The sequence below is a fragment of the Kribbella sp. NPDC049227 genome (genome assembly GCF_043197265.1).
Classification (GTDB): Bacteria; Actinomycetota; Actinomycetes; order Propionibacteriales; family Kribbellaceae; genus Kribbella.
In genome coordinates, this window is the sequence record NZ_JBICST010000002.1 from 1 (window position 1) to 26,364 (window position 26,364).

General features: G+C 69.0%; 22 protein-coding genes and 1 pseudogene. 11 read left to right on the forward strand and 12 right to left on the reverse strand.

The features are described 5' to 3' along the window. Positions 1-143 precede the first annotated feature (143 nt). On the reverse strand, positions 144-455 hold the full coding sequence (locus ACGFH6_RS06780; protein WP_393381166.1) for a helix-hairpin-helix domain-containing protein: 312 nt from the start codon (positions 453-455) through the stop codon (positions 144-146). A gap of 83 nt (positions 456-538) precedes the next feature. On the opposite strand from ACGFH6_RS06780, the gene ACGFH6_RS06785 reads away from it, so the two are divergent. Then, complete coding sequence (locus ACGFH6_RS06785) at positions 539-1,009, forward strand: AAA family ATPase (protein ID WP_393383000.1); 471 nt, start codon at positions 539-541, stop codon at positions 1,007-1,009. Between the two features lie 2 nt (positions 1,010-1,011). Here ACGFH6_RS06785 and ACGFH6_RS06790 read toward each other — a convergent pair whose 3' ends face one another. Further along, positions 1,012-1,662, reverse strand: coding sequence for a hypothetical protein (locus tag ACGFH6_RS06790; protein ID WP_393381168.1), 651 nt, complete (start codon positions 1,660-1,662; stop codon positions 1,012-1,014). 234 nt (positions 1,663-1,896) lie between these two features. After that, a complete protein-coding gene (locus ACGFH6_RS06795; protein WP_393381169.1) occupies positions 1,897-2,949 on the reverse strand; it encodes an aldo/keto reductase in 1,053 nt (350 codons plus the stop codon). 128 nt (positions 2,950-3,077) lie between these two features. Here ACGFH6_RS06795 and ACGFH6_RS06800 point away from each other — a divergent pair, with 128 nt between their 5' ends. After that, positions 3,078-3,662, forward strand: a complete 585-nt coding sequence (locus ACGFH6_RS06800) for a TetR/AcrR family transcriptional regulator (protein WP_393381171.1) — start codon at positions 3,078-3,080, stop codon at positions 3,660-3,662. 366 nt (positions 3,663-4,028) lie between these two features. On the opposite strand, the gene ACGFH6_RS06805 is transcribed toward ACGFH6_RS06800, so the two are convergent. From ACGFH6_RS06805 to ACGFH6_RS06820, 4 genes are read right to left on the reverse strand one after another with little or no spacing between them, the layout of a single operon-like run. Then, complete coding sequence (locus ACGFH6_RS06805; RefSeq protein WP_393381173.1) at positions 4,029-7,145, reverse strand: chromosome segregation ATPase; 3,117 nt, start codon at positions 7,143-7,145, stop codon at positions 4,029-4,031. Further along, positions 7,142-7,828: a hypothetical protein gene (locus ACGFH6_RS06810; protein WP_393381175.1), complete on the reverse strand. Its 687-nt coding sequence runs from the start codon at positions 7,826-7,828 to the stop codon at positions 7,142-7,144. Before ACGFH6_RS06810 ends, ACGFH6_RS06805 begins: the two co-directional genes overlap by 4 nt. Continuing rightward, positions 7,821-8,567: a hypothetical protein gene (locus ACGFH6_RS06815; protein ID WP_393381177.1), complete on the reverse strand. Its 747-nt coding sequence runs from the start codon at positions 8,565-8,567 to the stop codon at positions 7,821-7,823. Before ACGFH6_RS06815 ends, ACGFH6_RS06810 begins: the two co-directional genes overlap by 8 nt. Beyond that, positions 8,564-9,754, reverse strand: a complete 1,191-nt coding sequence (locus tag ACGFH6_RS06820; protein ID WP_393381179.1) for a hypothetical protein — start codon at positions 9,752-9,754, stop codon at positions 8,564-8,566. The genes ACGFH6_RS06815 and ACGFH6_RS06820 overlap by 4 nt, the downstream gene beginning before the upstream one ends. A 453-nt stretch (positions 9,755-10,207) precedes the next feature. Here ACGFH6_RS06820 and ACGFH6_RS06825 point away from each other — a divergent pair, with 453 nt between their 5' ends. The 4 genes from ACGFH6_RS06825 to ACGFH6_RS06840 are packed head-to-tail and all read left to right on the forward strand — an operon-like array spanning position 10,208 to position 13,042. Beyond that, entirely contained in the window at positions 10,208-11,002 is a 795-nt protein-coding gene (locus tag ACGFH6_RS06825) for a TrmH family RNA methyltransferase (RefSeq protein ID WP_393381181.1), read from the forward strand. Positions 11,003-11,049: 47 nt separating this feature from the next. Continuing rightward, positions 11,050-12,030 (forward strand): SGNH/GDSL hydrolase family protein, encoded by a 981-nt coding sequence (locus tag ACGFH6_RS06830; protein WP_393381182.1) that lies wholly within the window; start codon positions 11,050-11,052, stop codon positions 12,028-12,030. Next, the gene (locus ACGFH6_RS06835; RefSeq protein ID WP_393381183.1) at positions 12,027-12,668 is read left to right on the forward strand and encodes a maleylpyruvate isomerase N-terminal domain-containing protein; all 642 of its coding nucleotides are present in this window, start codon (positions 12,027-12,029) and stop codon (positions 12,666-12,668) included. Before ACGFH6_RS06830 ends, ACGFH6_RS06835 begins: the two co-directional genes overlap by 4 nt. Before the next feature lie 20 nt (positions 12,669-12,688). Next, positions 12,689-13,042: an iron chaperone gene (locus ACGFH6_RS06840; protein WP_393381185.1), complete on the forward strand. Its 354-nt coding sequence runs from the start codon at positions 12,689-12,691 to the stop codon at positions 13,040-13,042. Between the two features lie 3 nt (positions 13,043-13,045). Here ACGFH6_RS06840 and ACGFH6_RS06845 read toward each other — a convergent pair whose 3' ends face one another. Genes ACGFH6_RS06845 through ACGFH6_RS06855 form a run of 3 tightly spaced genes read right to left on the reverse strand, consistent with a single transcriptional unit; the run spans position 13,046 to position 18,260 of the window. Continuing rightward, complete coding sequence (locus tag ACGFH6_RS06845; protein WP_393381187.1) at positions 13,046-13,963, reverse strand: hypothetical protein; 918 nt, start codon at positions 13,961-13,963, stop codon at positions 13,046-13,048. Positions 13,964-14,010: 47 nt separating this feature from the next. Next, positions 14,011-15,420 (reverse strand): SWIM zinc finger family protein, encoded by a 1,410-nt coding sequence (locus ACGFH6_RS06850; protein ID WP_393381189.1) that lies wholly within the window; start codon positions 15,418-15,420, stop codon positions 14,011-14,013. Then, positions 15,417-18,260 carry a DEAD/DEAH box helicase gene (locus tag ACGFH6_RS06855; protein ID WP_393381190.1) on the reverse strand — a complete coding sequence of 948 codons (2,844 nt, stop codon included), beginning with the start codon at positions 18,258-18,260 and terminating at the stop codon, positions 15,417-15,419. Before ACGFH6_RS06855 ends, ACGFH6_RS06850 begins: the two co-directional genes overlap by 4 nt. Positions 18,261-18,389: 129 nt before the next feature. On the opposite strand from ACGFH6_RS06855, the gene ACGFH6_RS06860 reads away from it, so the two are divergent. After that, on the forward strand, positions 18,390-19,373 hold the full coding sequence (locus tag ACGFH6_RS06860; protein WP_393381192.1) for a zinc-binding dehydrogenase: 984 nt from the start codon (positions 18,390-18,392) through the stop codon (positions 19,371-19,373). Here the strand turns inward: ACGFH6_RS06860 and ACGFH6_RS06865 are convergent. Continuing rightward, positions 19,355-20,689, reverse strand: a complete 1,335-nt coding sequence (locus ACGFH6_RS06865; protein ID WP_393381194.1) for a diguanylate cyclase — start codon at positions 20,687-20,689, stop codon at positions 19,355-19,357. The genes ACGFH6_RS06860 and ACGFH6_RS06865 overlap by 19 nt on opposite strands. Before the next feature lie 120 nt (positions 20,690-20,809). Between ACGFH6_RS06865 and ACGFH6_RS06870 the strand changes: the two genes are divergently transcribed. After that, a complete protein-coding gene (locus tag ACGFH6_RS06870) occupies positions 20,810-21,007 on the forward strand; it encodes a DEAD/DEAH box helicase (protein ID WP_131364235.1) in 198 nt (65 codons plus the stop codon). Between the two features lie 80 nt (positions 21,008-21,087). Here ACGFH6_RS06870 and ACGFH6_RS06875 read toward each other — a convergent pair whose 3' ends face one another. Continuing rightward, complete coding sequence (locus ACGFH6_RS06875) at positions 21,088-22,332, reverse strand: MFS transporter (protein ID WP_393381196.1); 1,245 nt, start codon at positions 22,330-22,332, stop codon at positions 21,088-21,090. 420 nt (positions 22,333-22,752) lie between these two features. Between ACGFH6_RS06875 and ACGFH6_RS06880 the strand changes: the two genes are divergently transcribed. The 3 genes and pseudogenes from ACGFH6_RS06880 to ACGFH6_RS06890 all read left to right on the forward strand — a co-directional run. Then, positions 22,753-25,323: an MXAN_6230/SCO0854 family RING domain-containing protein gene (locus tag ACGFH6_RS06880; RefSeq protein ID WP_393381197.1), complete on the forward strand. Its 2,571-nt coding sequence runs from the start codon at positions 22,753-22,755 to the stop codon at positions 25,321-25,323. Positions 25,324-25,448: 125 nt separating this feature from the next. Next, on the forward strand, positions 25,449-25,949 hold the full coding sequence (locus ACGFH6_RS06885) for a hypothetical protein (RefSeq protein ID WP_393381199.1): 501 nt from the start codon (positions 25,449-25,451) through the stop codon (positions 25,947-25,949). A gap of 135 nt (positions 25,950-26,084) precedes the next feature. After that, a pseudogene (locus ACGFH6_RS06890) lies at positions 26,085-26,204 on the forward strand (type IV toxin-antitoxin system AbiEi family antitoxin domain-containing protein); the annotation flags it as partial. Positions 26,205-26,364 lie beyond the last annotated feature (160 nt).

Sequence of the window (26,364 nt, forward strand, 5' to 3'; positions counted from 1 at the left end):
TGGAAGTTAAGCCCGACAGCGCCGATGGTACTGCGACCGGGAGGTCGTGGGAGAGTAGGACGCCGCCGGACATTCACACTGTTAAGGGCCACCCCACTCGGGGTGGCCCTTAACATTTGTCCCGGTAGTTTGAGGACTGCACCTCACTGCTCAAGCAGTTGTTTGCGGTGTGCGGTGTAGGACCACCACGGACGGGCCGGCTTGCCGTCGGCCTGGTCCACTGCGGACATGACAGTATCGAGCAGGCACGGATCCAGACGCTGGCCGTCGGCCTCGCACATGTCTTCGTAGATCTCGACGGGATCGCGCCCGGCCAGCTCGCTGACCTGCGTGATGCCGGCGCGTTGGAAGTAGCCCGCCACCGCCTTACCCACGTTCATGAGGTCGGTGAGATCCGACCGTGAGCTTGAGGCGGTCCTGGTGCGCTGCGTAGGAGACATACGCCGATCGTGCATCACACTCCCGACACTGTCTTGAACGATTCGGACATTGCCCACCCAGCGGTCCGCGCAATGCGTAGGGTTCGGGGGTGGCTGTGATGGTGTTGATCGTGGGATTGCCGGGAGCGGGGAAGACTACTTGGGCTCGGCGGCTCGAGGCGGAGCGGGCGGGCGTTCGGCTGACTCCGGACGAGTGGATGGACGCTTTGTTCGGTACGAGCGAGGTCGACGGTCGGCGGTGGGTGCTGGAGTCCGAGATGCTCTGGGGTGTGGCGGCACGGGTGCTCGAGTTGGGCGTGGACGCGATCCTGGACTACGGATGCTGGTCCGAGGAAGAGCGGGATCTGTTCCGGACCCGCGCCCACGCCCTCGGTGCTCTGGCGGAGATCGTCGTACTGGATCTGCCGATGGAGGTGTTGTGGCCCCGGATCGACGCGCGGAATGCGGCGGTGTCCAACGGGACGTTTCGGATCAGTCGCGAGGAGTTGGAGCTGTTCCGCGCTTCGTTCGACGTACCGGGGCCGGCTGAGTTGGCCCGGTGGGATCGGGCCGTCGTGGTGACGGAGTAGGGCTACGCCTCGGGGGCGATGCCGACGAGAGCGGCGGCCGCGCAGATGTGTACGGGCGTGAGGTCCGCGGGGGCGACCGGAGCCTGGAGCAGCGTGCCGCGTTCGAACGGCGTGAGGTCGATGTCGATGCCATAGGCACCGGCCACCATGCCGCGGACGTACGTCAGCCACCCCACCATCGGGATGCCCCGGCGGAAGACGCCGGCTGCTGCGGCCAGTTCGGTGTCGGCGATGCTGGCCCATTCGGGTTCCCAGATCGAGACGACGGCGCGGAGGACCTGGGCGAAGCGGTCGGACTGAGCGAGCGCGTCCTCGTCGCTCCAGTGCAGGGTGAGCTGATCAGAGACCGTCGTGAGCGTGCCGCCCATGGAGAGGTCGAACAACCACGGGAGCTCGCCGGTGCTCTGCAGATGCAGCCGGGTCGTGCTGGACCCGTTCGCGAGAACCTTGGTGGTTGCCTCGACCATCTCCTGGAGCGGCGTGGAGCCGTCGGCCTCGAGGACGTGGTACCCCCAGCGCTCGTCCTGGGTCCAGACGTGAACGTCGGGAAACGCGACGGCGACTGCGGTCAGGGTGCGGCCGACGCGGAGGGCACGGTGCTCGACAGACTCGTCACGGTGGTTCCACTGGGCGCGGAGAAGCCACGATGCCATTCACGCCCTCCGCTCGTCAGCCGGTCGGACCTGCCCAGCAGACGGTACGCCGGTAGTCGGACGGTTGGCCAGGGTTCCGCCTACTCGGCGTGAGCAGTTGCGGCAGTTCCCCAGAGAAGTCACCGACCCAGTTTGCTGCACCGGGTCGTCGGGCCCGACCGCGGGGGTGGGGTTTTGGAAAGTACGCGGCCGAAGTCGGCCGGCAGCGGTCGGTCCAGACCGCCGGGACCTCGGTCAGGCGGCGGCCCGCTCGCTGACGGGCCGACGGCGGAGGTTCGAGCGCTGGATGGCCGGGGGTTGATAGGCCATGTCGAGGGCGCCGACATCGGTCCCGGGCGGAACGATCTCGTCGATCCGATCGAGGACGTCGTCGGTGAGCGTGACGTCGAGGCCGGCGAGAAGGTCGTCGAGGTGCTCCATCGTGCGCGGGCCGATGATCGCGGACGTGACCCCGGGATGCGCGATCGCGAAGGCCATGGCCAGGTGAGTGAGCGGCAGCTTGGCGTCCTCGGCGAGCGTGATGAGCTCCTCGACGGCGTCCAGGCGGCGCTCGTCGGTCAGGTGTCGGAAGCCGAACTGCGACCGGTGCGTGGTGTTCGCCTGATTCTTGCGGTAACGGCCGGTGAGCAGACCGCCCGCGAGCGGGCTCCAGACCAAGGTGCCCATACCGAACTGCTGGACCACCGGCAGGACCTCGCGCTCGATGCCCCGGTTGAGGATCGAGTACGGCGGTTGCTCGGTGCGCAGCCGGGTCAGGCCGCGCCGCTCGGCGACCCAGTGCGACTGGACGATGTCCGAGGCCGGCAACGAGGAGGTGCCGATAGCCCGGACCTTGCCGGCACGCACAAGGTCGGTGAGCGCCGAGAGAGTCTCCTCGATGTCAGTGTCCGGGTCGGGCTGATGAATCTGGAACAGGTCGATGTAGTCGGTTCGCAGCCGGCGCAGCGAGCCGTCCAAGGCACGGATGAGCCAGCTGCGTGAGGCACCTGAACGGTTCGGAACGAAGGGGGTGGCGCCGGTGGGGTCGTAGTTCACGGGGAAGCGCGCCTTGGTGGCGAGTACGACGTCGTCGCGGCGCCCCTTGAGCGCCTTCCCGACGATCTCTTCGGACTCGCCGTGGGAGTACATGTCCGCCGTGTCGACGAAGTTGATCCCGGCATCCAACGCGCGATGGATGATCCGGATCGAGTCGTCGTGGTCGGGGTTGCCGGCGGCACCGAACATCATGGCGCCGAGCGCGAAGGGACTGACCTGGATGCCGGTCCCGCCGAGGGTGCGGTACTGCATGGGGATTCTCCTGAGGTCGTGATCGTGGGATGTGAAGCGCCCGTCGATGCCGTACGCTGGCCAGAAGCGGAACGCTATTCCGGAACTATACGGAACGGCTTTCCGGAAAAGCAAGGGGAAGGAGTCTCGTGACCGAGAAGACGGCGCCGCGCCGGATGCGGTCCGACGCGCAACGCAACCTCGGTTCGTTGCTCGAAGCAGCGAAAACCGTCTTCGCCGGCTCAGGCGTGGACGCGCCCGCGAAGGAGATCGCTGATCGGGCCGGCGTCGGAGTCGGAACGCTGTACCGGCACTACCCGCAGCGCTCGGACCTGGTCAAGGCCGTGTTCCAGCGCGAGGTGGATGCGTGTGCCGATGCGGCGCCGGCACTCGCCGCGGAGCACGAGCCGGTCGTGGCACTCGCGAAATGGCTCGACCGCTTCACCGAGTTCATCGCCACCAAACGGGGACTCGCGACAGCGCTCCATTCCGGCGATCCGGCGTTCGACGCGCTGCCCGACTACTTCATGCAGCGACTCGGACCTGCGCTCGGCGGACTGCTCGAAGCAGCAGCCGCCGCCGGCGAGATCCGAGCCGACATCAGCCCGAAGGACTTGCTGTACGCCGTCTCCACGCTGTGCATGCCCTTGACCGATGAGGGACCGGCGTACAGTCAGCGCATGGTCGGGCTCCTGGTCGACGGACTCCGCTACGGCGCCGACACAATCCGGTGACGCCGAGAGCATCACGCCTTCAGAATCTGCTCGCTCAGGCCCCACAGCCGCTGCGTTGACTCCGGATCGATGGCATGCGGTACGACGTCGCACGCGACAATCGGCCCGCTACCAACGTGGTGGGTTGCGGGTCGCGCCTACCTCGACCAAGCCGAGCTGCCGCCGGGATGGCTGCGCGTGCTGACCGACGAATCGGCTGCGGCCGGCGGACCGTCTAATGCATTCCGAGCCCCGGAAGGTCGTGGGTCTGGACGAACTGGCGCGCGAGGAGAGATGTCGCGGTCGTCGTTCGCCGAACGCTTCCGCACCCCCTGCGGTACCGGCATCGGGTGCGCGATGAGGTGTCGGCCCGCAGGGAAGCCAGCGTCACGGGGTGAGAGTCGCGAGCTCGAGGGTGGGTGTTGGACCTCGGTACGACGTCAGCCAGTTGCGAAGGAGCTCTACCCGCGCGGCGTAGTCCTCGTTGCCCTTGACAACGGGTGCCTGGTTGTAGGCCATGGTGTCCGAGCTTCGGCGGAGCTTCACGTACAGGCGGGACGACGCCAGCGCGTACCGTTCCATGTCGTCCTGGAGGGCTCCGATGACGGTGATGTTCCGGTCGCGGCCGATCTGCTCGAACAGGGCAACGGCCTCGCGGCGGTGCTGCGAACCCAGGTTGCGGCCGAGTTCGTCGAGGATCAGCAGCAGTGGACGGTCCGAACCACCCGCCAGCGCGGCGGCGCAGACGAGCTTGACCGCCTTCTCGTCCATCTGCGCGGTGTTGCCCTTCACGTTGAACGCGGAGTACGGGCCGCCTTCGGAGCGTCGCCACTTGGGCGTGACCGTCCAACGCCACGGCTTGTCCGGCTCGGCGGGCGGGTCAGGCTCGGGGTACTCGAGCTTCGCGCCGTAGCCGCCGTACTGCTGGTCGAGGCGGTCGAACTCCTGTGACACCAGCCGAAGGCGCGCTTTGATGCCGTCGGCAAGGGATGCGCGGTGGGCTCGGGCGGTGCTCTCGGCCTCGCCGAGTCCTTCGCGGGCGCGCTCGAGCGCGGCGTTGCGTTCGGCGCGCTGACTGGCGATCTGTTGTTGCTGCAGGCTGTCGAACGTCTCGTGCTGTGCGAGGTGACTGCTGAGCGTCCGGTGCAGCGCCGGGACCAGGCCGACTCGGGTGCCGAGCGTGCCGTTGGTCCAGCCGTCCGGGCCGTTCAGGATCTCGAAGAGCTCGGTCGGGATCTCCTCCCGTGACCGTGCGTTCGGGAAGCAGCGGCGGATGACGTCGTCGAGCTGCGTGCAGGCCTGGTGGTTCCAGTCAGCGGTGGTACGACGTTGCGCGTCGTCGGGCAGTCCGAGGATGAACTCCTCTGCCTCCGCGGGCGTCGTACCCCACGCAGTGGCCCGCGTGGTCAGGTCGAGTGAGGTCTGCTCCTCCAGCAACGTCAGGCGGCGCGCGGCGAGGTCGTCGAGGATCCGCTCGTGGTCGCGGCGGGTCGCTTCGAGGTTCTTCAGCCGTTCGTCGCGGACGAGTTGCTGCCCGGCCGCCGCCTCCGCGGATTCCTTCGCCGCCTGGAGCTGCGGGGCGAGCGAATCACGGTCGTTCTCGTGCCTGTCGATGGAATCGCGCAGCGCCAGGATCTGCTCCTGCACCGACTCCGCGTTGGCCAGCGCCCGGGCCGCCGCCGTACGACGCTCTGCCTGCTCGACTCGTGCACGCGCTTGGTCGAGCGCTGCGGACGCAACGCCGCGGGCTTCGACCGCGGCCTCGACTCGGCGGCGAGCAGCCTCGATGCGCGCGGTCCGCCCGGTCAGCGGCTCGTCGAACTGGCCGACCGCCACGACCCCGGCGACGTCGTCGATGTTCTCCTTGGTCGCGCGCTCGCCGAGCACAACGAAGAACTCGTCCAGCGTGAAGCGCTTGTCCGCTGACTTCGGTCCGCCGCGCAATCCCTTGCGGGCATCGGGCCGATTCGCCAGCACCAGCAGGAATCCGGCGTACCCGGCATCCGCGAGAGCAGCCGACGCGACCGCCGCATCACCGGCGTCGATGACGACAGCCTCGCGGTACGGCGCCAGCCGCGGCTCCCACTCGGCACGCGCGGACGACGACAGCTCGGTGATGTCGGTCAGCGCACCGCACTCGATGCCTGCGTTCTCCAGCACCTGCTGCTGCGTCGCCGACACGGTCTGACCGCTCTCGGCTTCACGCAGCTCGGCCGTCGCGTGGTCGACCGCGGACCGCGCCGCGTGGTCTCGTCCGATGTGCTCCTCGAGTACGGCGCGCGCCTCGGACTGCTCGTCGGCCGCAGCGGCAAGGTCGCGCCCGTCCGCAGAACGCCCCGCCTCCAGCAGTCGCCGATGCTCCTGGCCGAGCCGCTCGAGCTGCTCGCGCACCGAACGCTGCGCGAGGTCGAGCTCTCGGTCGCGTGCATCCAGCTTGTCCCGCTCCTGCCGGGTGAGTTGGACGTCGCGCAGCAGCACCTCTTCATTGCCAAAGGCATCGATCTCGTGGTCGACCGCCTCGCGCCGCGCCTCCTGCTCCGCGACCCGCTCATCGAGGACGGCGAGCTCCTGCACGATCTCGCTGTTGCGCGCGTCGCCGTCGATGAGGTGCCGCGCACACCGTGCCCGCCAGGACTCCTTCGCCGCGGCCAATGCCTCACGGGCCGCGCCGCGCTGGAGGATGCCGGCCTCGACGGCCGCCATCTCCTGCTCCCACCGCTGCAGGTCGGCCGTCGCCTGCTTGGTCGCCTCGCGCTGAGTGTGTTCAGCCGAACGATGCGCCTGCTCCTGCTCGAGCTCGTGGTCGAGTCCGGTCAGCGTTGCGATCGCGTTGAAGATGCGCGCCGGGCCGAGCTCGTTGAGCGGCTCGGCGAGCAGGTTCGCGGTCGGGCTGGATCGCACCGACGTCGACAGGAACGAGACGCACCGCACCTGACCGCCGTACAGAACCGTGGACAGCTTGTTCGCGTGGAAGTCAGTGCGACCGTTGGAATGCGGCAGGGCGGCCCACAGCGCGTCCGCTCCCGCGGCCCGCTCGGCCTCGGTCGCGCCGTATGGGACGTGCAGGCCGTTCTTCCAGCGCAGATCGATGTACGACGCCTTGCGGTTGATCCGGATCCACACGGTGATCGCGGCCGCTTCGAGCTCGTCGAGATCGGTGAGCTCGGGATCGGAGAAGACTCCGACGATGTACCCGCGGTCGACGTTGGACCAGTTGCCCTCCTGCCCGGCCGCCTCCGCGGTGAACAGGAGTTCGGCTGCGCCGGGCGCGCCGCTGGTCAGACGCCATTGGTCGTCCGCATGCAGCAGGCTGAGCGCGGCGATCCAGGACGACTTGCCGGCGCCGTTCGAGTCGGTCGGCCCCTGGCCGGCAACCGTGACGAGGCCCTGCCCGACCATCGGAATCGGGTGCGTCGACAACCGCGACAGGTCCACGACCTGTACGCCGAGCAGCACTTTAGAACCGAGGATGTCGAAGGGACCGTCCTCCACCGCGCCGCTCATACCGCTCCTTCTTCCACACTGCTGTCTTGCTGAATGTCAGAGTCGGCGATCGCCGTGCCGTTGCGGGCTCGGATGGCTTCGGCGATCGGGCTGGCCGGTGCTGCGGCGAGGATCAGCTGATCTTGCAGTCGGCGCCGCGCGGCCGGTGTGAGTCGTTGGAGTTGTGGACCGGGGATGTAGCTCGGCCCGCCCGAGTGATCGCCGGACAGTTGGATCAGGCCGGCCGCACGCAGGCGTTGCAACGCGAGCCGCCGTTCCTCGCCGCTGATTCTCGTGGTCCGCAGTTCGTCGACTGTGGTCGGCCGGGCGGACTTCCAGCTGTCGCCGGTCAGGATGCCTTCGCTGCGGGGGATCGCGACGGAGTGGATCAGCACGAGCACCAGCACGGCACGGTCCACCACGGACAAGGGCTGCCAGCCCTGCGTCGTCAGCGTTGCGGCGACGTCGTCGGCGTATCCGGAGGTCCAGTGCGTGCCGTCGACATGGACCAGAGTGCGCCCGATGAGCTTCAGCATCTTCTGGACATGTCGACGTAGCGTCACGTCCCGGAGGCCGGCCAGCTGCACCTCGGCCACTGGGTGCGCGGCGTACTGCACGGCGCTGAAAGCAGCCAGCACCTCGTCGCGGGACCGGTCGCTCAGATCCTGCAGCAGCGGATCGAACAACACATGCTGCTCAGTCATCCGACACCTCCGTCCGAGAGGTGTCCGCCAGGTCGGTCTCCGCAGGTGCCGGGTCGGTGTCCGTGGTCGGGGATGCGGCGTCGGTCGGCTGGGAGGAGGTGTCTGTGGCCGGGGGTGTGGCGGGTGTCGGGGGTGCGGCTGGGAGGGGGGCTTCTGGGGTTGGGGCGGCTGTCGGTCTGGTGGTGAGGACCGGGGGTGGGGGCTCGGGTAGGTGGCGGCAGAGGTCGCGGAGGGTGGATTGGTCGGTGGGGGTCCAGGTGATGACGCGTGGACCGAGGCGGACCTCGCCGGCCTTCTCGTTCCACAGCAGCCAGTGCGTGGCGTGCAGACGCCGGAGGCTTCCGATGATCAGGGTGAGATCACTCGACTGCTCGGCGCGGCCCCGCATCCCGGCGTACACGGACCTGATCTGGGCAAGCGTCCCGGTCGAGCCCGGCCAGGCCGGTCCGCTGCGGTCGGTCCAGCAGCAGGCGACGCAGATCGCGAGCACCCGCGCTGTCTCGTTCGGCTGCTCCACGGCGACCGGGGGAGTGCCCAACTCGTCCAGCACGGCATGACCCCCGCCGGAAGGCATCGTCGGCACCAGCCACACGCTCGAGCCATCCGGCGAGGCAGCCCGCGTCAGGCCGGCCACGGCGGGCGTATCGGGCGACACCTCGAGAGGCCCAGCGGACTGCACCTTTGCCCACCACAATGCGTTGTACAGCCGCCGCTCTACGGCTTCGGACGGAGCACTCACCGCGTCACCCGCCGGAACACACCCTCGGTCGCCCACGGCGTCCCAGCTGCGGGGTCGATCCGCATCCCGTCCGACCACACCAGCTCGTAGTCAAGCTCGTCGTGGAGATGCGCTGCCGTCAGCTCAGCCAGCACGCGCCGCGCCGTGATCCAGTCGCCGGCGTCGTCCACGACTTCGACGACGTCGACCGAGGATCGCCCGGCCAGCACCCGCTCGGCCTCGGCGCGGAGCTCCTCCCGATCCGTCGCGGCCGCGGACTCAGGCGCGTCGGCGTCCGCGGTCGGTCGCGGTGGCGCCATGCGCGCGGTCCCGCTCCGCCGTCCCGTCTCGACGGCCTCGACCATCGTCTGGGGCGAGAAGTCCGGCGCGGCCGCGTCGAACAGGAGCCCGTCCAGCACGCCCGCGAGCACGTCCGGCTCACTGCTTCGCGTGAACGTCAGCCAGGTCTCGATCGGCAGCAGCCCGAGTGCGCGCGTCGTACCCGCTCTCTCTACCAGCCGCCCGGCCGCTAGTTGCACGGCGTCGGCGTACGCAGCCAGCGCCATCCGCAGCGACGTACACGCGCGATGCAGGCTGGGCCAGCGGTCCAGGACGATCCTGTGCACCTTCTCGGCCTGCTCGATGAGGCGCTCATTTCCCCATGCGAGCTGTGCGTTCTCCCGGAGTTGTGCGGTCGTGCTGGTCGAAACCAGGATCGCGAGCTCGTTGCCGAGCAGCCGGAACACCTTGGTCAGGCGCTCGATCGACGCCCTGCCTTCGTCCTCGGTCGCGCTGGGATCGCTGACGCTGTGCGCCTCGAGGGTGAGCAACTGGTGCAGCTCACCCTGACCGCCCTGCACCGACATCCGGCGGAGGAACATCAGCATCACGTACGGCGCGAATGCGGCTCGGTGACGCAGTTCGTTCGGACGGTCGACGAGTTTGGTGATCGCGCCGTACTGCCGCAGGACCTCGAAGCGGCGGACGATCACGTCATGTGGGTAGGCCCGGCAGGCGAGGGTCGCCTGCTCGACCGTCAGGCCGTCGCTGCCGGCCTCGGCGAACGCGTCCAGGATTGCCTGGTCGACGTCCAGCAGGTCGGGGTCCACGATCATCGCGCCGGCCTCGCGGGCGAGCACGGCGAACACCTGACGGTAGACGCGCAGTACGGCCGCCTCGGCCTCCGCGTCCAGCAACGTCGCGTCCATCGCCTGCTCCTCCCGTGTGGCGCCGCCCCCGCGAGCGACCGGCAACCAGAGAAAGGACTCTAACCACCCACACCGACAGTCCAAAACCGGGCCACCTCGGACCTGTGGACAAGGGCAGAAACGGCGGTTATGCGGGGTACATCGGCGGTCCGAAACCGGGCTGCCTCGGGCCTGTGGACAAGGGCAAGAGCGGCGGTTGGGTGGGGCGTGGCGAGAGTCCAGGACCGGGTTGCCTCGGGTCTGGGGTGACTGGTGTGTGAAAACCGGGTGACGGGTGTGAAGGGGGCTGCCTACCATCCTGGCGTGGAGAGAATCCAAAGCATCATTGGTTGACGCGGTCCAGGTAGACCGCGTCCATACCACGGCGCCTTAGGGCGTTCGCCACGCCGGTGCGGAACCCATCACAGGGTCCCCGGCGAGCTTTCTCGTTCTCTCCGTACCGGAGTTACGCACATGACTGTGCCGCACGCGCGCCCGATCGGCGCGCAACACCCCAGCGTTCGCGACCTGCTCACCGTCCGCAAGGACGCCTCACCCGGCCGGATCATGGTCGAAGGCGGCTGGGAACACGACCGCCTCCTCGCCACCGACACCACGATCGACACCTTCTACTGGTGCCCTGAGGCCAGTACGACGTACGCCGCACGCCGGATCGCCGAGCGCGCCGGCCAGGTGTACCGGATCTCGGAGAAGCTGCTTGCCCGGCTCTCCCGCAAGACCCGCTCCGACGGCCTGATCTCGATCGCCCGGCTGCCGGTGTGGAAACCGCAGTCGTTCCGCTTCACCACGGCATCGCTCGTCCTCGTCGCGGACGGAGTCGAGTACGCCGGCAACCTCGGCACGCTGATCCGCACCGTCGACGCGGCCAAGGCCGACTGCCTCATCCTCACCAGCAGGCGGGCACGGCCGAGCCACCCGTCCGTGTACTCCGCCAGCCGCGGGACGATCCTGTCGACGCCGGTGCTGGAGTTCGACGACATCGCGAGCGCGGCAGCGTGGCTGCGCGGCCACAACTTCCGCGTCCATCTCGCCGACCCGGCCGCCGGCGGGAGCTACCGCGGCGTCGACTACGACGGGCCGACCGCGTTCGTCGTCGGCTCGGAGGGCAGCGGGCTGTCGAACGAGTGGCACGCGCAGGGTTTCGGCGCGGTGTCCATCCCGATGCTCGGCCAGGCGGACTCGCTGAACGTCGCGCTGTCCGCGGGCATCCTGCTGTTCGAAGCGCGGGCTCGCAAGGACGGCTGGTGATCGGCCAGGCAGAATTGCACCGCCACCCAACACGAGGAGTGTGAGACGTGCCGTTCGAACCAGGCGAGGTCGTCGCCCCGTCAGATCCGCGCATCGTCCTGGAAGGCCAGTGGGGTCAGCAGCCCGGGGTGGCGATCACCGTCAACTCCGGCTCGCGGATCTCGTTCTCGTTCGCCGGCGAGAGCGTGCAGTTGCTGTTCGACACGGCCGGACTGACCGTTGCGCCGCACCTGTGGATCACGATCGACGACGGTGCGCCGGTGCTCCACCTGATCGAGAACCCGGTGATCGAGCTGACCGCGCCGACGGGCAGGCATCAGGTCGAGGTCGTGGTCAAGGACGTCAACGAGCACGTCAACCGGTGGAACCCGCCGTTCGAGTGTGCGGTGGTGTTCGCGGGTCTGTTGCTAGACGTGAACTCTAGAGTGCGGCTCAGCGGACGGCCGGGCGGTCCGCGGATCGAGTTCTACGGCGACTCGATCACGCAGGGAGTGCGGTCGCTGGGTACGCATTCCGAGTCGGAGGGTGCCGACGGTACGACGACGTACGCGTATCTGACCGCCCGCGCGTTCGGCGCGACGTCCCACCAGGTCGGGTTCGGTAGCCAGGGGATCATCAAGCCGGGCAACGGCGAGGTGCCGCCGGGGCCGGAGTCGTTCGGGTGGAACTTCGCCGGCTCACGCGCTGAACGGGTCAGCGCGCCGGATGTCGTCGTACTCAACCTCGGCGTCAACGACGAGACGCTGGAGCCGGAGCCGTACGCCGCCTACGTGGCGCGGGTGCGATCGGCGTACCCGGAGACCACGATCGTGTCGCTGACGCCGTTCAACGGTAAGCACGCCGACACGATCGCCGCGGCGGTCAAGTCGCTCGACGACCCGAACGTCGTCTGCATCGACTCGACCGGCTGGATCACCGAGGACGACTGCACCGACCTTGTCCACCCCTCGGTGGCCGGTCATGCCAAGATCGCCGACCACCTCATCCCCGCCCTCGAAACCCACACAAACCTCCGCCGTCGCGGATGATCACCGCGGACGACCTCGAGTCAGCAGTCGACGGCCTCGTCCAAGCCTTGCGCCCAGCTGTGGATGCGGACTGGAACGTGCCGGCCGGGTCGATCGAGTGGACCTGCCGCGCGACCGCCGAGCACCTCGGGCAGGCAAAGCTGCACTGGGCGTCGCAGCTCGCGGTCGGTGCGCCGACGCAGTACGTTCGCTGGTCCGCGCGGGCGCAGGAACTTGCCCCGGCTGCCGGCGTACTCGACTTCGTCGAGGCGGCGGGGAGCATCCTCGCGTTGGTGGTTCGCGCGAGCCCGTCCGACGTGCGTGCGTTTCATCCGTGGGGAATCGGCGATCCTGAGGGCTTCACCGGCATGGCGTGCGTGGAGGTGCTCGTACACGGCCACGACCTCACCACCGGCCTCGGCTGCTCGCTCACCCCGCCGCCTGACCTCTGCGAGCGGGTCCTGACCCGGATGTTCCCGCACGAGCCGCGCGCGACTGCTGATCCCTGGCTCAACCTCCGCTGGCTGACCGGTCGCACGCAGATCCCGGCCACCCCGCCGCCCGCGTCCTGGAACTGGCGGCCAACACCGCTTGCGGAGACCTGGGACCCAGCGCCGACGCCCGCTCCGATGCCGTTCACCCCGCTGCGCCCATCCTGACCTTCGGGCACCATGGCGGTATGGCGGAGAAGTTCACGAGCGTGGACGAGTACATCGCGTCGTTCCCGGCCGACATCCAGGAGATCCTGCAGGAGGTACGCCGTACCATCCACGCCGTCGTCCCCGGCGCGGGCGAGAAGATCAGCTACCAGATCCCGACCATCACCCTCGACGGCAAGTCCCTCGTCTACTTCAGCGGATGGAAAGAACACATCTCCCTCTACCCCATCCCACCCCTGGACGACGCTCTGTCCGCCGCCATCACCCCCTACCGCTCCGGCAAAGGCACCCTCAAGTTCCCCCTCGACGACCCCATCCCCTACGACCTCATAACCCGCCTCACCCAAGCCTTCGTCACCGCGCGGGCCCAGTAGGAGTCAGCCGCCGTAAGCGGGCGCCATGGCCTGCGCAACAGCCAGGAGCTTGGCTGATGGGATGTCCGGAACTGCGGCGACGCCGACGAAGGTCTGCTGGCCGACTCGATAGGCCAGGTAGCCGTTGGACTGCTGCCAACCTTCAGTGCCTACGTTCACGGGATGCACGCCGACGGAGGCCGCGATGCCCGCGCTGCGCATGGATATGAAGTCCAGGGCGGGATCGGAGCCCACGCGGCCCGCGCGGCTGTACACCACGTGGTTGCTGGAGCCCCACTGGCAGTACGCGAACCCACCAACGACGCTGTCTCGTCGTACGATCGCCTTGCCAGCCAGCGCTCCCTCCGCGGCCATCGTCCCGCGTGTGCACTCCGGGCGCTCGATCACGGCCTTCGCTGCGGGCAGCCCACCTGGCACGGTGGTGATCGCCCTTGCGACGGTCCTGAGTTCGTCGATCCCGCCCTCGCCGTCGCTGTTCTGTTTCAGCCGGATCAGTCGGTCGTTGCTGCGGACCACGATCCACGGTGCGGCCGCGGCTGGGACCACGGCCCACGACTCCGGGCCGACTCCGCCGTCGACGGGCGCCGTCACGTAGGCGGAACCGCGCAGATCCTGTACCTCGGCCTTGCGGAAGTCGACGTACTCTGCGGCGGTCACAGACAGGACTGAGAGGGCGATCCGGATCCGGTGGCTCGACTGGGCGGTGTCGATCAGCCAGCAGCTGTCGGAGAGCGGGGCGCGGGCCCATGGCTCTGAATCCTCGACCTTCCAGTTGCCGGTCAGCGTCGGCTGGACCCGTTCGCAGATGCTGCCGGGTGGCTCGATCGGGTTGGCGACTTGTTGTTGCGCGTCGGAAGATTTGCAGGCGGTCAGGCTCAGTGCGGTGAGTGCGCAGGCCAGGATCGTGATGGCTCGGCGCATGTGTCGGACCCTCCCCAGGAACGTACGTCGGGGTGCAGCCTAGGGCCTCAGTCGGTGAGGAGGTCTTGGGGGTCGGGGGAGGGTGGGCGGGTGAGAGTCCAGTCGTTGAAGTGTTGGTCGAAGCGGTACCAGAGGGCGTCGGGGCCGAGGCGGAGTTGGGTTTTGCCGGCGGTGACGCGGTTGGCTTCAATGGTGGCGCCGGGGAGGGCTTGGGCTGCTTCGGCCAGGGCGGCTTCGTCGATGGTGGTTGGGGTGTCGACAGTGGCGGACAGGCCGCCAGGGCCGCCTTCGCGCCAGGCGACGGCCCAGCTCGTGAGTTGACGCGCTGGTACGCCGGCTCGGTGGGCCAGGTCGGCTAGCTCCGGCGTGCCGAGGAGGTGGGAGGCGCGGCGGGCCAGGTCCTGGTCAGAGGTGAGGCGCAACCCCGCGTCCCCGTCGCCGGAGGCGAACTCCCAGGCTCGGCGTGCCGCGTCTGTGGCGAGGGCGATCAGATCGCGTACGTCGACGCCCGACGAACGCGGTGGATCCAAGGCCTGCACCGCCGCCGGCGATCCAGGCGACCCCATCGGTCGCGGCGGAACCGGCACAGGCACCCCACCGGAAGCACCGGCGCTGGACGTGGCCTGGCCCGACCTGGCGGAGGTGGCGCGCGCGGCGGCGCGGCCGGAAGCATCGGTGGGGTCGGGGGTGGCGCGGCCGGAACGGTCACCGGTGGCGGCATCGCGGATGGCGCTCCCGGAAACGTCGGTGGTGGCGGGGTCGGGGGCGGGGGGCGCGAAGGATTTGGCGAAGGCGGCTATGGCTGGGATGCCTGGGGATGGGGGAGTGCGGGGCGGGGTGGCGGGGGACGGGCCGGTGCGGCGGGAGCGCAGGGTGTTGAGGAGTTCGTCTTTGCGGCGGCCGCGGAGGAGCAGCAGGGCGAACGGATCGTCATCCAGCGCGTCCGTGACCAGGTAGCAGACGGCGGCGGAGTGTTTGCACGGTACGGCGAAGTCCGGGCAACTGCAGTTGGTCAGCACCTCACCCGCGCCCGGCAACAGGTCCAACCCAGCGGCACGCGCGTCGTCGACGACCTCGGGCGGCAGCTCGCCGTCCAGCAGCGCCGCCACCCGGCCGATCTGCGACGACACCACCTCGAGTACGGCGTCCCACTCGGCCGAGGAGAACGCGCGGATCCGCACCGTCACCTGGTACGGCGTGACCCGGCTGCCCTGCACGACCGCATCGACCGAACCCGGCGACACCGTCAGCTCCAGCACACTCCCGCGCCGCGCGTAGGACCGCCCACGCGAGAGCCGGCCCGGATCCAACCGAGCGCGATGCTCCAACGCCTCCAACCACGCCCGTCCCCACCACGTAGCGCCGAACGGACGCCGGCTCCCCGGACCCTTGGCCGCCGGTAACCCTGCGTCCTCACCCGAACGCCGCCACCCCTGCCAAGGCACGCGCTCGTTCATGAGCCAACTCCAGGCCCGGCGGCCGACGGGCCGGCTCCAGGAGCTGATTTCCCAACAGCAGAAGGGTTGTAGGCACTGGCCGACCCCGACTTCACAGGCCCGGTCGACAGCTCGACCAGTTCGCTCAGCTCCACATCCGACAGCTCACTCAACCAGGCTTCACCCGAACCGACCACCGCATCCGCGAGATCGCGTTTGGCCGCGATCACCGTCGAGATCCGATCCTCCAACGTGTTCTCGGTGACGAGCCGATGCACCTGAACCGGCCGATCCTGACCGATGCGATAGGCCCGGTCCGTCGCCTGATCCTCGACCGCCGGATTCCACCAGCGGTCGTAGTGGACGACATGCGTCGCCTGCGTCAGTGTCAGCCCGACCCCACCCGCCTTCAAGGACAGCAGGAATACCTGAGCCTCGCCGGCCTGGAACTGCTCGACCATCTGCTCCCGCTTCCGCACCCCGATCCCACCGTGCAGGAACAGCGTCCGGACCCGTCGCGCGGCCAGATGCGCCTCGATCAGCCGGCACATCTCGACGTACTGGCTGAAGATCAGCACGGACTCGCCTTCGGCCAGGATCACGTCGAGCAGTTCGTCCAGTGCCGCGAGCTTGCCTGAACGGCGCTCCAGCGGTCCCGGCTCGTGCAGGAACTGGGCCGGGTGGTTGCAGACCTGCTTCAACTGCGTCAGCAGGCTGAGCACCAGACCGCGCCGCGCGATCCCTTCCGCCGACTCGATCTTGGCGAGCGTCTCCTTCGCGACAGCCTGGTACAGCGTGGCCTGCTCCGTCGTGAGCGGTACGACGACGTCGTGCTCGGTCTTCTGCGGCAACTCCGGCGCGATCCCGGGATCGCTCTTGCGCCGCCGCAGCAGGAACGGCCGCGTCACCCGAGCGAGCCGCGCGGTCGCCTCCTCGTCGTGATACCGCTCCACCGGTACGGCGACGTCGTGGCGGAACCGGTCGAGCGTGCCGAGCAGCCCCGGCGCGGACCAGTCCAGGATCGACCACAGCTCCGACAACCGGTTCTCCACCGGCGTCCCGGTCAACGCGATCCTGGTTGCCGACGGCAACGTCCTGAGCGATCGCGCGGTCCGCGACAGCGGGTTCTTCGCATGCTGCGCCTCGTCCGCGACCGCCAGTCCCCAGAACACCTCACCGAGCACGCGGTGGTCCTGCCGCACCACGCCGTACGTCGTGAGCACCACCTCGTCCGGCGCGAGGTCGCTGAGGCTCCGCCCGGTGCCGTGGTACCGCCGGGTCTTCACGTCCGGCGCGAACCGGGCGAACTCCCGCTCCCAGGTCCCGAGCAGCGTCGACGGACAGACCACCAACGTCGGTCCGCGACCACGGCCGAGTAGCTGGAGGTGCAACGCGATCACCTGGATCGTCTTGCCCAACCCCATGTCGTCGGCGAGACAGCCACCCAGACCGAGATCCGCGAGGTGCGCCATCCACGCGACACCGCGCCGCTGGTAGTCGCGCAACGTCGCCTGCAACCCGGCCGGCTCCACGAACGGCGCAGGCTCCTCGGCCGCTCGCAACCGCGCGATCATCGAGGCCAGCGAACCATTCGCGTCGAACGCGACGAGCTCACCGTCCACCTCGATCGTCCCGGTCAGCGCAGCGCCGAGCGCTTCGGCTCCGGTGAGTTTGCGAGTCCCACCACGCCGCAGCTTCTGGACCAGGTCGTGATCGACCCGGACCCATCGGCCACGCATCCGGATCATCGGCCGCTTGGCCTCCGCGAGCGCCGCCACCTCCTGCTCGGTCAACTCCTGTCCGTCGAGCGTCGGTCGCCAACGGAACGCGACCAGATCGGTCAAGCTGAAGTCAGGCCCGGTCACCGCTCCGGGCGTCGGCGTCGCGACAGTCCCTCGCACAGCCAGCTCGCCGGCGAACAACTCGGTCGGCCAGAGCACCTCGATCCCAGCGCCCTCCAACGCCGTACTGCCCTCGGTCAACTCCTCCAACGCCTCGTCATCGACTCCGACCTCCGATGGCGCCGCGTCCCGCAACGCTGCACCCAACGGCGGCCAGACCCGAGCACCGCGCCGCAATGCCAACAAGAGGTCAGTCTCCGCACGCTCCCCAAGAGCAGCCAGCACGGCCGCCGGCGCACTCCACACGTCCGACACGTCCATCAGCAGGCTCGGATCCACACCACTGCGCAATTGCAGCACAGCGCGGAACTCATCGGCCGACTCCGAAGGCGGCTCGATCCGCAGCACCAGGCGCGCCCCGGCCTCCTCGCTCAGCGCGGTCTCTTCCAACCAGGCAGTCGCTCCGGTCACCTCCACCGGATCAACCCCAGCAAACGCCGCCGCGCCAGGACGCACGGCGACGGGCGCGGCCGCTGTCCGTACCAGAGTGTCGGCCAGAGCGTCCCAGAACGACCGCACCAGCGGCTCCGGATCGACCAACCGCACCGGTCGCGTCCCCTCGATCGGCAACGCGTGCCCGTACGGCGGCATCGCCGCAGTCAGGTTCCGCAACCAGCCTCGGTCCAGCGGATCCAGCGGCGCCACCCGCCACGCGCCGTACCCACTCGGACTTCGATCCGGGACCAGTCGACCGCGTGCGATCAACCCCATCCCCGCGAACGCCGCGGCCCGCCACGCGTGCCAGCTGACCGAGCCCTCGAGCGGTCGGCCGATCCACTCGAGCACCTCGCCGATGCTCAGCAGACGGGCCGGTACGGTGGTTCGCCGCACCTGGGATCCCTTGGGCAGCACGAGATCCACGGTCCCGTCGGCCGTCTCGCCAGTCGCCGAGAGGTCGCCGTACAACGCCAGCCGGCCCGCGCGCGGCGGGTCGGCAGGGACGAAGACGGCGTCGAACATGCCCTGCACAGTACGCCGGACCACCGACAAGTTCCCGCCCGTCGCCGACGACCTGTGGACAACCCCGGAGTTGACCTGAACCAATGTTGAGGTTGCAGGCTCGGAGGCATCCAGAGCGAAGGAGCGAGCATGCGTGCAGCAGTGGTGACCGAGTTCGGCGGGCCCGAGGTGATCAGGACCCAGGAGTGGCCGGATCCGGTGCCGGCGGCCGGTCAGGTGCTGGTCGAGGTCGAGGTGGCCGACATGATCTTCGTCGAGACCGCCATCCGGCGTGGCCGGCACAGTCAGTTCTTCGACGTGACACCGCCGTACGTCCCGGGTGGTTCGCTCGGTGGCCGGGTACGCGCGGTCGGACCGGGTGTGGCGGACGACTGGATCGGTCAGACGGTGGTTGGCCGGGCCGCGGGCTTCGGCGCCCACGCCGAGCTTGTGGTCGCGGCCGCGGACGGTCTGATCAAGGCGCCCGCAGGGCTCAACCTGGAGACCGCGGTCGGCGTCTTCGGCGACGGCTTCACCGCCCTGATGCTGGAGGAGCTCGCGCCGCCGATGCAGGGCAAGGAGGTACTGGTCACCGCGTCCGCGGGTGGCATGGGTCTGCTGCTGACCCAGCTAGCGCACAAGGCCGGCGCACATGTCATCGCAGCGGCCCGCGGTCAGGCGAAGCTCGACCTCAGCAAAGCGCAGGGCGCCGACGTGGTGGTCGACTACTCCAAGCCCGGCTGGGACAAGTTGGTCCTCGATGCAACCAACGGCGCGGACATCGTCTTCGAAGGCGCCGGCGGTGAGCTCGGCGCGACCGCGTTCACGGTCGTCAAGGACGGCGGCTGGTTCTCCGCGCACGGCGCTCCGAGCGGCGGCTTCGCTGCGTACGACGCGGCCGAGGCGGAGCGCCGGGGTATCACGGTGAAGGGGATCGTCGATCTGCGTGCCGACTCGACCACTACGACGGTCACCGGTGCGGACGTGCTGGCGCGAGCCGTCGCCGGAGACCTGGTGCCCGTGATCGACCAGGTCTATGACCTCGACCATGTGGCCGACGCTCACACCGCTCTGGAGCAACGCATGCTCCTGGGCAAGGCCCTGATCCGGGTGGCTCAGTCGCCGACGGGCTGATCGGAGTGGTCGGTCACCGCAGGCGGGTTCGGGCGGGCCGCGACGATCCGATTGCGTCCGTCCCGCTTCGCGGTGAGCAGTGCGTTGTCCGCCGCGAGTACCAACTGGTCCATCGTGGCGGCCACCTCCGGATACACCGCTGCGCCGAACGACGCCGGCACTCCGCTGATCACTGCGGTGGTATCCCTGCTGGTGTCCACTGACACGTTCAGCGTGCTGAGCCGGTCGCGGATGCGCTCGGCCACCTCGAGCACCTCGGTCTCGGTGGCGCCCGGCAGCAGCACAGCCAGCTCGTCTCCGCCGACCCGTGCGACCAGGTCACCCTGCCGGACCTCCGCGCGTACGCTCTCGCCGACCGCACGCAGCGCCTGGTCCCCGGCCGGGTGGCCGTAGGTGTCGTTGATCTCCTTGAACCGGTCCAGGTCCAGCATCAGCAGACCGACCGTGCTGCGCATGGTCTCCGCCCGCGCCAGCTCCGTCGGCACTGCGTTCGCCCAGTACGCCGGTGTCGCGAGACCAGTCTTCACGTCCGTCCCGGCAGCCCGCTGGAACTGCGGCAGCAGCAGATCGCGGTGCAGCGCGAGCACCGTCACCATCAGGATCGGCACCACCCATGGGTACGACGCCTGCAGCCCGGCAACTGCCACACCGAGGCCCAGCCCGGCCACCACGACGAGCTGATCCGCGAGGTCTCCCAGTGCGCCACGGGCGGTGGCGTCGGGGGAGGAGAGCAGGATCGCACCGATCACCAGCGCGAAGTTCACCAGCCACCACGTGGTCGCAGCGGCCACCACGACCAGCAGGCTCCACGGCCCGGTCGGCACCCGCGGCTCGTTCAGCAGACCGCCGGCGCGGAGCACTGCGGCCGCGGCTGCACTGGCGAGGATGAACGTGCAGGCCGAGAACACCTTGCGGTGTGCGATCGTCCGTCCGTAGACACGGATCCACGAGTACCCGTACGACACCACGACGAGGGCGACGACCAGGCTCAGCGGGAGCAGCAACAGGCCGGCGAACACCCACAGGCTCTTCAGGTTGGTGTACGGCGAAGTGTTCGCCGCCATCTCGCGTCGGCGCTCGATTCCGCGGGCAGACTCCAGGTGAAGCACCGAGGCGGCCGCCAGTACCGCGAAGGCGACCCACTCGGTCGGCCTGACGCCGGTTCGGGCGCCGGAGACCGTCGAGGCCACAGCCAAGGCGGTGATGACGACTGCGACGACCTCGACGCCGAGCACGTAGCTCAGTGCCGGGCGCGGCAACGACCAGAGCTTCCATCGGCGGGGTGGCACCCACCTGCTCCGACCGATCAGAATCATGGTGGCCTCACACGGATAGACCTGAACGGTTATTCCTGAATAGTAACTGCCTGTTCACGTGAGGTCATCCCCGACCCGCAGTTTATTCCATCTGACGGATGGCGAAGGAAGGACAGCACCATGTCGAAGATCAGCACCGGGAACGAGTGGCTGCACGGCGGCAACGAGTGGTTCACCGGGGGCGGCAACGAGTGGTTCCGCGGGGGGAACGAGTGGTTGCACGGCGGGAACGAGTGGTTCACGCAGGGTGGCAACGAGTGGCTGCACCGGCCGGGCGGATCCGGCAACGAATGGTTCACCACCGGCAACGAGTGGTGATTCCCGCGACCTGACCGAAATTTCTTAACCGATATTTTACGAAGCTGGTCCGGAGGTATTTCCCCTGATTCTCCGGCGGCTCATCCGGCACCCATTTCCACGACGCCGGACCGGGAACGGCGGGCGCGTGCCCAGGCGGCGCCCGCCACCGCGGCCGCGACCGCTCCCGCGGTGCCCATGACGCCCAGCGCGACCGACGGTGAGGACTGGTCCGCGACCAGCCCCGCGAGCAGGATTCCGAGGCCCTGGCTGCTCTTCAGGGCGGTGCTCGCGACGCCGAAGGCCTGACCACGCTGGGCGTCCGGCACCGCCTGGACGAACGCCGCGCTGGTCGGCAGGTGATAGGCCGACGCCATGCCCGACACCGCCCACAACACGACAGTGGGCAGCAGACCGGGCGCCATGAAGCACGCGATCAGCGGCACACAGGCCAGCACGGCCAGCGGTCCGAGCAGCCGCATGCGTTTGTCCGGCTCCCACAGAGTGATGAGCCACATGCCTGCCACGGCGCCGGCGGGGCTGGCAGCCAGCAGCAGACCGGCTGCCTTCGGCCCACCGCCGATCTCGTTCGCATAGGGGACTGCCAGGCCCTCCACCGTCACGTAGAAGCCTGCGATCGTCGCCAGGATGACCAGTGCGCGGAGCTTCGGCGTACGTGTGACGAGTGAGAAGCCGGCGGCCAGGTCTTTGAAGTAGCTGCTGTGTGACTCGTCTGTCGCACGCGGCGGCGCCGGACGACGTCGTACGCCGACAGCGATGAGTACCGCGGACAGTAAGAAGGTGGCGGAGTCCAGCAGCAGCCCACCGGACGTTCCGACGGCTACGACGATCACACCGCCGGTGCCGAAGCCGAGCACCTGGCTGAACTGGACGACCATGTCGTTGGCGGCCTTGCCCAGCACGTAGTGATCGCCCGGCAGTACGGCGGGGAGCGTGGCGGCTCGTGCGGCGTTGAACGGCGACCCGAACGCCTGCAGTCCGAGCAGGAGCAGGATCACCACCAGCAACGGCAACGCCTTCACCGCCATCGCCGCAACCAGGACCGCTCGGGCCAGGTCGGTGACGATCATCACAGTACGGCGGGGGTACCGATCGGCGAATCCGGCCAGCAACGGACCGAACAGCAGGTCGGGGATGTAGGTCAGGGCATAGGTGAGCGCGGTCAGCCCGGCGGACTCGGTGCGGTCGAAAACCAGCACCGACAAGGCAACGCGGGCCAGCTGATCGCCTGCGACGGACAGTACGCCGGCCAGGAACAAGGCCCTGAACTCCGCATGTCCGAACACATCGCGCCAGCGCGCACGTTCGATCGCCCCGCCCTCCATACCTACGACCCTAACCACAATCCGTTGCGTAACACCTGCCGCCTGTAACTGAAAGGGTTTCCCTGCACCGTGTACGGCCTGGGTCAATGGTTTGATCACGGCGCATCAGTGCCAGATTGTGATCCCGGTGGCGCAGCGTTTGGATGAACGTTCTACTCTGGAGATCTCCGGTACCGGGGTCTGGGCGGGGCGGCCCCGACCCTGGTACCGGAGCTCTTCTTTGTGCGGACCTTCTGAGGTCCCCGACCGCCCGGCGGAAACTGTCGGTGGCGACCGGTAGCGTTCTTGTTGCCAGGGGCGGCTCCAGGACGTGCTTCCTTCTCCTTCACCAGGCCATGTAGCGCGTCCGCTCTCCGCCCCTGGCCTTGTCGTCCGCTACGCCCATGACAGACCAGACGCCCAGCCAGCGGGGAGGCCGCGATGCCGGAGCACGCCTCGGAGGAGAACCAGGCAGCTGTCCTGCTCCGCCGCCGTCGGCTCGTCGACACCACGGCACTGACCCCTCCGGTACGCCGCTCCGCGTGGCAATGGCTGCGCCGACCGCTCACCATCCAGGCCGGGTTGTCCGCATTGCAGGCCGACCTGATCCAGCGCGGCTTCCTCCTGTCCGTCGGTCTGTACAGGTACTGCGCGTCGCTGTCGGCCCCTGCGCTTGCGGGATTCGGCGGCAGGCTGCTGGACCTACTCGACGCGGAGTCCGGTCACAACGCCGAGCATGTGCCGCTGTTCCGCGGCTTCCCCGAGAGCGTGCCGGGCAACACCGAGACCTTCTATGTGAACCGCGTCTTCGCGCGGCTGCTGCAGGAGCCGGAGCAGCCGTGTGTCTTGTGCGGAGACACGAAGTCGGTGCATGCCGTCTCGCCCTGCGCCCACCTGGTCTGCCGGACCTGCTGGGACGGCTCCGAGCTGAGCGCTTGCCCGCTGTGCCTGCGCCGGATCGATCCGCTCGACCCATTCCTCAAGCCTTCCTTCCACGAGGTGCAGCCGGCCCATGTGCGCTCGGATCGCCTGCGTGTCCTGTCGCTCGCGCAGTCCGACTCTGTGCGGACGACGGTCGACGACCTGCTGGTACGACGCTCCCCGCTGTCCGCCGCGGATCGCGCGGACCTGCAGGTGCTGTTGTCCGGTGCGGAACCGTCCTGGCTGCCGGACGACATCCCGGTCCGGGAGACCCGGGCGCTGGTCATCGCACACTTCCTCGCCGACCATCCTGACCTGATCGATCGGGCCGGCACGGCAACCGACGTACTGCGGGTGTTGCACGCGCTGATGGATGCCGATCCGGGGTTGCGCACGCCGCCGGCCCGACGGCAATCGTTGCCTCGGGCAACGCGACGGCTGGTGCTCGCGCGGCTGGACCGGTTGCCGGCCGAGCACCTGGTCGAGGACATGCTCCGGCACGAGCGCGCCTGGAAGCGGATGGCGGAGGGCTTGCATCTGTTCGAGTTCGCGACCCGTCACCCGGTGGCGGCGCTGGCGTTCGCGATCCTGCGGCGTACCGATCTGGATCTGGGTACGGCGGCGGGGCGGGCGGTGCTGGGCGAGGCTTCGCAGCATCCGTTCGTGCGGCTCGAGGGCAAGCGGCTCGCGACGAGCACGTTCGCCTCTCGGGTCGAGGGTGCGTTCGCGGACGGGCGGCCAGGCCATGTGCTAGACCTGCTGCGTCAACGGCCGGGCGAGTTGGTGCGGCGCCTGGTCCAGTTGGCGCGCGCGCTGCCGCCTGATCAGCATGGCGCGTTGGTGGACGCGCTGACGACGGCCGTCTCGGACGTGTCGCCGGTGGTGATCACGGCCGCGATCGGCCAGGTCCGCACGCCGCCGGGCGATCTGCGGCTGTTCTTCCCCCGGGGCGGGACGGCGCGGATCTGGACGTCGGTGGACGAGCGCGAACCGCTGCCCGCCGACACGGCGTCCGCGCTGACCGACGTACTCGTGGGTGAAATGTTGCGCCGGGCAACGGCTCTGCCGCGGCTGCGACGGGTGTTCCTGGACGAGGAGCTGGCGCGGCTGGCGGCCCCTGGTTCGGAGCGGAACGCGTCGTCGACGTTGCGGCGGATGACCCGGGGGAGCGCGGTGCCGATCCCGCCGGACGAGTTGCTGCGGCTGTTCCTGCACTGGGTCGAGCCGCCCGGCCGGCGCGTGGATCTCGATCTGTCGGTGGCGGTCTTCGACGAGGAATGGACCTTCGTCGGGCTGTGCGACTACACGCGCCTGCGGTTCGACCAGGACGCGTTGGTGCACTCCGGCGACCTCACCTCCGCGCCGGCGCCCGGCGGTTCGACGGAGTTCGTGGATCTCGACCTGCGCGCGGTGCGGCGGGTCGGCGGGCGGTATGTGCTGCCGGTGGTGTTCAGCTACAACGACGTACCGTTCGACGAACTCGAGCGCGGGTTCGTCGGGGTGATGCGGCAACCGACCGGCCTGTTCGACCCGGCCGCGGTCGAGGAACGCTTCGATCTCGCCGGACCGGCGAAGATCCTGCTGCCGTTCGGCGTCGACCTGCACACCAAGGAGCTGCGCTGGTACGACGTGAACCTCGGCGCGGCCGGCTACGGGCACAACATCGCGCGGTACGGCGGTCACATCGCACTGATGGCGGCGACGCTGGAGGACGTGCACGGCTCGGGCGACCGGGTGAGTCTGTGGGAGGTCTGCTGCTGGCATGCCGCGGCCCGCTCCGACGAGGTCGTCGTACGGTGTGCCGATGGCTCGGTCGTCGGGTACGTGCGTGATCCCGCCGAGGATCCGGCCGGATTCGCCCGTCGCTTGACGGCCCGTCTTGAGCCCGACCGGCCATGGGATGAGGACGCCGCGAACCGGTCCGACTTCGCCGCCGTTCTGACGGGCGACATTACGCCTCGCCACGGCGCGCAGGTCTACGCGTTGCACCCGCACATGCTCGATTCCGCCGCTCACACCCTGATCGACGCTCCGCAGCTCCTGAGCGCGCTGGCCCCCGACACGCGAGCGCACGCGCCGCTCCCGAGCTGATCGGGCCGCTGCTTCCTGAGAGAACCCTGTGACGGTTCTGACAATTCTGTGACGTTGCCGTACCCGGTTCTTTGGCATGCAGGGGTACGGGAGTACAACGGAAGTGACGGCGAAGGGAGCCACGCATGACGTACGACGTGGTGGTGCTCATCGAGCGGGAGATGAGCGAGGGCGACGCGCGCCGCGTTGCCGCCCTGCACGCAAGGTATGAGGAGTCCGTCGACTACCACCTGCTCGTCACGAGCCAGCCGGAGAGCGGTTTCGGCGGCCCGCTGGCGCTGCTCGGGTCGACATTCGACGACGTGGCCGGCGTGTCCGGTCCGGCGGCAGCCCGGGCAGCCAGTACGACGACGACGCTCGCGGACCCGTTGTTCGACCTCGGCTCGGTGATCGAACACAGTTCGCGTCATCTGCGCGCCGCCAGCGGATACCCGGTGAACGTCTCGATCACCCACGGCGAGGTCCTGCTGGCCCTCAAGACACTGGTGAAGACCACGAACAGCCGCGAGGTCGTCGTGGTCGCCTGGCCGGAGACCGCCGCCCGCTTCCTGTGCTCCGACTGGACCACCAGAGCCCGCAAAACCCTCAAGGTCCCCCGAGTCCGAATCCTCGAACACGACACCTGAGCGAATGACAGCTTGCTCCACCGCTGCCGTGATGTAACCGGCCAGCGGTGAAACAAGCCGGTATCCACAACCGCGAAACTCGCCGGCCCGAGCGCCCGGGAACGCGGCATGTTCTCGGGCATGAACACCAAACTCATGCTCATTGCCGCCGGCCGTGGGGACTGGTTTACGCGAGCAGACGCGTGCGCCGCCGGGTACACAGATGCGGACATTCACCGGCGGGTGACGGCCGGCCGCTGGATCAGGCTCACCCGGGGCGCATACGCACAGCCCAATTCCGAGGTCGCCTCGATGGCCGCATGGGACCGTGCGGCCTGGCTGCACCGACGTGCCGCGAAAGCCGTCTACCAACGCTTGGCCGGTCGCGCCGTCGTGAGCCACCAATCGGCACTCCTGTTGTACGGCGTCCAGGTCT

Bases quoted from the DNA above. Each gene is read 5' to 3' on its own strand.
- ACGFH6_RS06780 (WP_393381166.1), bottom strand. From the start codon at position 455: ATGCACGATCGGCGTATGTCTCCTACGCAGCGCACCAGGACCGCCTCA.
- ACGFH6_RS06785 (WP_393383000.1), top strand. From the start codon at position 539: ATGGTGTTGATCGTGGGATTGCCGGGAGCGGGGAAGACTACTTGGGCT.
- ACGFH6_RS06790 (WP_393381168.1), bottom strand. From the start codon at position 1,662: ATGGCATCGTGGCTTCTCCGCGCCCAGTGGAACCACCGTGACGAGTCT.
- ACGFH6_RS06795 (WP_393381169.1), bottom strand. From the start codon at position 2,949: ATGCAGTACCGCACCCTCGGCGGGACCGGCATCCAGGTCAGTCCCTTC.
- ACGFH6_RS06805 (WP_393381173.1), bottom strand. From the start codon at position 7,145: ATGAGCGGCGCGGTGGAGGACGGTCCCTTCGACATCCTCGGTTCTAAA.
- ACGFH6_RS06810 (WP_393381175.1), bottom strand. From the start codon at position 7,828: ATGACTGAGCAGCATGTGTTGTTCGATCCGCTGCTGCAGGATCTGAGC.
- ACGFH6_RS06820 (WP_393381179.1), bottom strand. From the start codon at position 9,754: ATGGACGCGACGTTGCTGGACGCGGAGGCCGAGGCGGCCGTACTGCGC.
- ACGFH6_RS06825 (WP_393381181.1), top strand. From the start codon at position 10,208: ATGACTGTGCCGCACGCGCGCCCGATCGGCGCGCAACACCCCAGCGTT.
- ACGFH6_RS06835 (WP_393381183.1), top strand. From the start codon at position 12,027: ATGATCACCGCGGACGACCTCGAGTCAGCAGTCGACGGCCTCGTCCAA.
- ACGFH6_RS06840 (WP_393381185.1), top strand. From the start codon at position 12,689: ATGGCGGAGAAGTTCACGAGCGTGGACGAGTACATCGCGTCGTTCCCG.
- ACGFH6_RS06845 (WP_393381187.1), bottom strand. From the start codon at position 13,963: ATGCGCCGAGCCATCACGATCCTGGCCTGCGCACTCACCGCACTGAGC.
- ACGFH6_RS06850 (WP_393381189.1), bottom strand. From the start codon at position 15,420: ATGAACGAGCGCGTGCCTTGGCAGGGGTGGCGGCGTTCGGGTGAGGAC.
- ACGFH6_RS06855 (WP_393381190.1), bottom strand. From the start codon at position 18,260: ATGTTCGACGCCGTCTTCGTCCCTGCCGACCCGCCGCGCGCGGGCCGG.
- ACGFH6_RS06860 (WP_393381192.1), top strand. From the start codon at position 18,390: ATGCGTGCAGCAGTGGTGACCGAGTTCGGCGGGCCCGAGGTGATCAGG.
- ACGFH6_RS06865 (WP_393381194.1), bottom strand. From the start codon at position 20,689: ATGATTCTGATCGGTCGGAGCAGGTGGGTGCCACCCCGCCGATGGAAG.
- ACGFH6_RS06870 (WP_131364235.1), top strand. From the start codon at position 20,810: ATGTCGAAGATCAGCACCGGGAACGAGTGGCTGCACGGCGGCAACGAG.
- ACGFH6_RS06875 (WP_393381196.1), bottom strand. From the start codon at position 22,332: ATGGAGGGCGGGGCGATCGAACGTGCGCGCTGGCGCGATGTGTTCGGA.
- ACGFH6_RS06880 (WP_393381197.1), top strand. From the start codon at position 22,753: ATGCCGGAGCACGCCTCGGAGGAGAACCAGGCAGCTGTCCTGCTCCGC.
- ACGFH6_RS06885 (WP_393381199.1), top strand. From the start codon at position 25,449: ATGACGTACGACGTGGTGGTGCTCATCGAGCGGGAGATGAGCGAGGGC.